Origin of the sequence: Phaeovulum sp., assembly GCF_047638075.1 — a bacterium.
Classification (GTDB): Bacteria; Pseudomonadota; Alphaproteobacteria; order Rhodobacterales; family Rhodobacteraceae; genus UBA6197.
Window position 1 is genome coordinate 1 of sequence record NZ_JBLJBV010000093.1, and the last position, 4,948, is coordinate 4,948.

Annotated in this window: 5 protein-coding genes and 1 pseudogene; 1 reads left to right on the forward strand and 5 read right to left on the reverse strand. The window is 63.9% G+C overall.

Features of this window, described 5'->3' with window-relative positions; genetic code table 11:
- On the forward strand, positions 1-1,299 hold a 1,299-nt coding region (locus tag ACM62R_RS13910; RefSeq protein WP_415184645.1), incomplete at its 5' end, for a ComEC/Rec2 family competence protein.
- 62 nt (positions 1,300-1,361) lie between these two features.
- On the opposite strand, the gene lexA is transcribed toward ACM62R_RS13910, so the two are convergent.
- From lexA to ACM62R_RS13935, 5 genes and pseudogenes are all read right to left on the reverse strand, one after another.
- Positions 1,362-2,048, reverse strand: a complete 687-nt coding sequence (gene lexA / locus ACM62R_RS13915; protein ID WP_415184646.1) for a transcriptional repressor LexA — start codon at positions 2,046-2,048, stop codon at positions 1,362-1,364.
- An 83-nt stretch (positions 2,049-2,131) separates the two neighbouring features.
- Positions 2,132-3,313 carry a gephyrin-like molybdotransferase Glp gene (gene glp, locus ACM62R_RS13920; RefSeq protein WP_415184647.1) on the reverse strand — a complete coding sequence of 394 codons (1,182 nt, stop codon included), beginning with the start codon at positions 3,311-3,313 and terminating at the stop codon, positions 2,132-2,134.
- On the reverse strand, positions 3,310-3,786 hold the full coding sequence (moaC, locus tag ACM62R_RS13925; RefSeq protein WP_415184648.1) for a cyclic pyranopterin monophosphate synthase MoaC: 477 nt from the start codon (positions 3,784-3,786) through the stop codon (positions 3,310-3,312). The genes glp and moaC overlap by 4 nt, the downstream gene beginning before the upstream one ends.
- Positions 3,777-4,571: an indole-3-glycerol phosphate synthase TrpC gene (gene trpC, locus ACM62R_RS13930; protein ID WP_415184649.1), complete on the reverse strand. Its 795-nt coding sequence runs from the start codon at positions 4,569-4,571 to the stop codon at positions 3,777-3,779. The genes moaC and trpC overlap by 10 nt, the downstream gene beginning before the upstream one ends.
- 32 nt (positions 4,572-4,603) lie before the next feature.
- Positions 4,604-4,948 (reverse strand): annotated as a pseudogene (locus tag ACM62R_RS13935) (anthranilate phosphoribosyltransferase); the annotation flags it as partial.

A 4,948-nucleotide genomic window follows, 5' to 3' on the forward strand; every position in this document is an offset into this window, starting at 1 on the left:
TCGATGCGGGCCTCGAACCTTTACCATATCGTGTCGATTTCCGGGCTGCATATGGGGATGCTGGCCGGCTTTGTCTTTGCTATGGTGCGCTACGGGTTGGCGCTGATCGGTTCGGTGGCGCTGCGGTGGCCGACAAAGAAGATTGCGGCGGTGGTGGCGCTGGTCGCGGCCAGTATCTACCTGTGGCTTGCCGGCCCCGAGGTTGCCACCCAGCGCGCCTATCTGATGGCGGCGGTGATGCTGATCGCGGTGCTTTTCGATCGCCGCGCGATCAGCCTGCGCACTGTGGCAATTGCGGCGATGATCCTTTTGGTCGCACGCCCCGAAAGCCTGACGGAACCGGGGTTTCAGATGTCCTTTGGTGCCACCGTCGCGTTGATCCTGATCTATCAGCCCTGGGCGCGGGTTCAGCCCCATGTGCCGGTGCTGCTGCGTCCGGTCGCGATGTTGATCGTGACGTCGTTGGCTGCGGGCATTTCAACCGGGCCAATCGCGGCGGCGCATTTCAACCGGATGTCGGAATATGGCCTGCTGGCCAACCTGCTGGCGGTTCCGGTGATGGGCACGCTGGTTATGCCCGCCGGGGTTGTTGCAGCGATGTTGGCCCCCTTGGGTCTGGCCGCACCTGCCCTTTGGGTGATGGAAAAGGGCACCGCCTGGATGATCGCCGTGTCGGATTGGGTTGGCGGTATGGAGGGCGCGGTGATCGCTGTGCCAACGCCGCCTGCCGCCGTGCTGCCGCTGATGGCTATCGGCGCTGCGGTCGCGGTTCTGGCGCGGGGGGCGGTGCGGGCGGCGGCGCTGCTGGCACTGGTTTCGTCGTTCGTACTGTGGGGTACGGCCACGCGCCCCGATCTGCTGATCGCGCCAGAGGGGGAGTTGGTGGGTTTGATGACGCCCAAGGGCCGCGCCCTGTCAAAATCCGGCGCGGGTTTTGTGGCCGATAGCTGGCTTGAGGCGGATGGTGACACCGCGACCTTTCAGGATGCCGCCAAACGTCTGGCCTTTGAGGGGCCGCGCGGCACCCGTCGCGCGCGGTTCGGGGGGCACGACGTGGTTCACCTGACGGGCAAGGCCGCCGCCGAGGGGCTGAAAGACGCCTGCCGCGATGGCGCAATCGTCGTGCTGGCCGCCCGTATCGACACCCCTGGCGGCAATTGCGATCTATATGATCTTGACCGCCTTCGACAGACCGGGTCAGTGGCGCTAACCGATACCGGGGGCGCCTTGCAGCACCAGACCGCGGGGGGCCGGATCGGCAACCGGCTTTGGGCACCTTTGGCGCGCAAAGCCCACTAAGCCTTGCATCCTTGTCGATTTGAGTGCACCCGCGCAGCGCCGCGGCCGCACCCGGTCCATGCTCAGTAGCTGCGGATCAGCCCGACAAGACGCCCCTGCACCTTGACCTGATCATCACGCAAAAGCCGGGTTTCATAGGCGGGGTTGGCCGCTTCCAGCGCGATCATGCCATTTTTGCGGCGAAACCGTTTCAGCGTGGCTTCGTGCCCTTCGACCAGTGCCACAACGATATCGCCGTTTTCGGCGGTGGTCTGTTCGCGGATCACCACGATGTCGCCATCGTTGATGCCCGCGTCGATCATCGAGTCGCCCTTCACCTCTAGCGCATAGTGTTCGCCGCGCCCCGACAACATCGTGCTGGGTACGGAAACATGGTGTGACACTTCGGAAATAGCCTCGATCGGCACCCCGGCGGCAATCCGCCCCATGACGGGCAGTTCCATCGCATAGACGGTTTCAACCGGCAGGGCGCCTTTTGGCGGATCCGTGCGGTCGCCCGCAATTACCCTGGGGGAAAACCCGGGGCGTTCCATCGCGTCGGGAAGTTTCACAATCTCAATCGCGCGGGCGCGGTGGGCAAGCCGGCGGATAAAGCCGCGTTCTTCCAATGCCGTGATCAGCCGGTGGATGCCGGATTTGGACCGCAGGTCCAGCGCCTCTTTCATTTCGTCGAAAGAGGGCGGAACGCCGTCGCGCATCGTACGCTTTTGAATGAAATCCAGCAGTTCCAACTGTTTATGTGTCAGCATCCCGTTTCCTTCTGGCGTTTGGCCAACCCGTCGCGTTCTTCTAAAGTTCTAGACGCGTTCCCGTTTCGTGTCAACGCTTTGCGCTAGATAGGAAGGTAATCGACCGTTTCGCCCGCCTTGCGCGGGCCGTCGCCCAAGGGGCGGATCAAAAGCGCATCTGCCTCTGACAAAAGCCGTAACAGCGCAGAATCCTGCGCGTCGAACGGGGTGATATGGGGCAGGGCATCCTGGTTTGACAGGCGCGCGCGCATGTAATGTGCGCGCGGGCCGGTCGGACCGACATCAGCGCCCAAGACCGCCTTGCGGGTGTCGTGTCGGCCCTTCAACCCCTGCATCTGCGCCAGCAACGGCAACATGAACAGATGCGCGCAGACGATCGCTGACACCGGATTGCCGGGCAGGCCCAGCATTGCCGCCTCGCCCATTTTCCCCGCCATCAGCGGTTTTCCCGGCCGCATGGCGATTTTATAGAACGACCGCGCCAATCCCAGATCGGCGGCCACTTTGCCCACCAGATCATGATCGCCCACCGAGGCACCGCCGACGGTGACAATCAGATCGGCCCCCTCTGCCTGCCCAAAGATCGTTCGCAAACTGTCTTCGGTATCGCGGGCAATCGGCAGCATATTCACTTTTGCCCCTGCCTTTTCAGCCAATGCTGCCAGCGCGAACGTATTGGAGCAAAGGATCTGATCGGGGCCGGGTGTTTCGCCCGGCATGACCAACTCATCACCGGTCGCGATGATCGCCACGACGGGGCGCCGCGCCACGGTCACGCGGTCGACGTTCATCGCGGCCAAAAGGGCCAGATCATTCGGCCCCAGACGCCGTGGGCCGGACAGCGTATCGCCAAGGCTGAAATCTGACCCCAACGGGCGGATATTGTCATGCGTGTCCAGCCTGGCCGACAGCGTCACGCGGTCTGCGTCGCGGGTGGTGTTTTCCTGAATGACAACGATTTCGCCGCCCTTGGGCACTGGTGCACCGGTAAAGATGCGCACGGCCTGGCCTTGGGCCACGGCACTTGCAAAACCGCAACCGGCAGCGGATTCTCCGATCACGGTCAGGGTCTGGCCGGGGTGGTGATCGGCCGCGCAGATCGCGTAGCCGTCCATCGCGGATGAGGCAAAGGGTGGCTGGTTGAGCTTTGCCGCGGCGGGCGCGACCAAAACGCGCCCCAGGGCCTCACGCAAGGCCACATCTTCGGGTTCCACGGGCTTGGCCAGGGCAAGCGCCAGTTCAAGCGCGTCTTCAACCGTTATCATAGCTTTGCCTCGTATCTACCTGATTTTCCGCCATCTTTCAAGGTGACGCGAATACCCTCGATCCGCATCGACTTTTCTGCGGCCTTCAGCATGTCATAGACCGTCAGGGCCGCAATGCTGACCGCTGTCAGCGCCTCCATCTCAACGCCGGTCTGGCCTGCGGTCTTGACCGTGGCACTGATCCGCACCCCCGGCAAGGCGGTGTCGGGGGTCAGATCCAGCGTTACCTTGGTGATCGGCAGCGGGTGGCAAAGCGGTATCAGATCGGCGGCGCGTTTGGCGCCCATGATCCCGGCCACACGGGCGATGCCCAGAACGTCGCCCTTTTTCGCGCTACCCGCCATCACCAGCGCCAGCGTTTCGGGGGCCATCACCACGCAACCCTCGGCGGTGGCGACGCGGTCGGTTACGGCCTTGCCCGAAACGTCGACCATATGGGCCTGTCCCTGTTCGTCGAAATGGGTCAGTGGCATGGGGCCTCCAATAGTGCGCGGGTGGCGGCGGTCACGTCAGCCTGGCGCATCAGGCTTTCGCCAACAAGAAAGCGTCGCGCGCCCACATCGGCCATCGCGGCCAGATCCTGCGGCGTGAACAGCCCGCTTTCGCAGACCAGATCGCGCCCTACGGGGATATGCGGCGCAAGGTCGCGGGTCACATCCAGCGTCACCTCAAACGTCTTGAGGTTGCGGTTGTTGACCCCGATCAATCGCGACTTCAGGGCAAGCGCGCGATCAAGTTCAGCCCGGTCATGCACCTCGATCAGCGCATCCATCCCCCAGTGCTGTGCGGCATCCTCCAGATCGCGGGCCAGCGCGTCCTCAACCGAGGCCATGATGATCAAGATGCAATCGGCCCCCCAGGCGCGGGCCTCGGCCACCTGATAGGTGTCATAAAGAAAATCCTTGCGCAGGGCGGGCAGGGTGCAGGCGTTGCGCGCGGCGCCCAGATATTCGGGTGCGCCCTGAAAGCTGGGGCCATCGGTCAGCACCGAAAGGCAGGCGGCCCCCCCGGCCTCGTAGGCGCGGGCAAGGGCGGCGGGGTCAAAATCGGGGCGGATCAGGCCCTTGGAGGGGCTGGCCTTTTTAATTTCGGCAATCAGGGCGTAGCCGGTTTCAGCCTTGCGGGCCAGCGCGGCGGCAAAACCGCGAACCGGATCGGCCGCCCGCGCCGCAGCCTCAACTTTGGAGATTGGGCGGGCGCGTTTGGCTGCCGCGATTTCGGTCAGCTTGTAGGCTTTGATCTTGTCGAGAATATCCATCGATCTTTCCTTCGGGCAGGGCGGCGGCGGCCTTAGCCGGTTACCCTGCGCAGCGCCTCCAGCTTGGCCTTGGCCGCGCCGCTGTCCAGGCTTTCGGCGGCAAGGGCGACGCCTTCCTTAAGGTCGGCGGCTTTTTCGGCCACGATCAGGGCGGCGGCGGCGTTCAGCAAGACCGCGTCACGATATGCGCCCTTGGCCCCGTCCAGAAGCGCGCTGAAGGCTTTGGCGTTTTCTTCCGGTTCGCCGCCGATGATCGCCTCGAACGGGTGAACCGGCAGCCCGGCCTCTTCGGGGTGGACCTCAAATTCATGCACGGTGCCGTTTTCAAGCGCCGCCACCCAGGTCACCCCGGCAATCGAGATTTCATCGGTGCCATC

What these genes read in the sequence shown, in the direction of transcription:
- lexA (WP_415184646.1), bottom strand. Translation starts at nt 2,048, where the DNA reads ATGCTGACACATAAACAGTTGGAACTGCTGGATTTCATTCAAAAGCGT.
- glp (WP_415184647.1), bottom strand. Translation starts at nt 3,313, where the DNA reads ATGATAACGGTTGAAGACGCGCTTGAACTGGCGCTTGCCCTGGCCAAG.
- moaC (WP_415184648.1), bottom strand. Translation starts at nt 3,786, where the DNA reads ATGCCACTGACCCATTTCGACGAACAGGGACAGGCCCATATGGTCGAC.
- trpC (WP_415184649.1), bottom strand. Translation starts at nt 4,571, where the DNA reads ATGGATATTCTCGACAAGATCAAAGCCTACAAGCTGACCGAAATCGCG.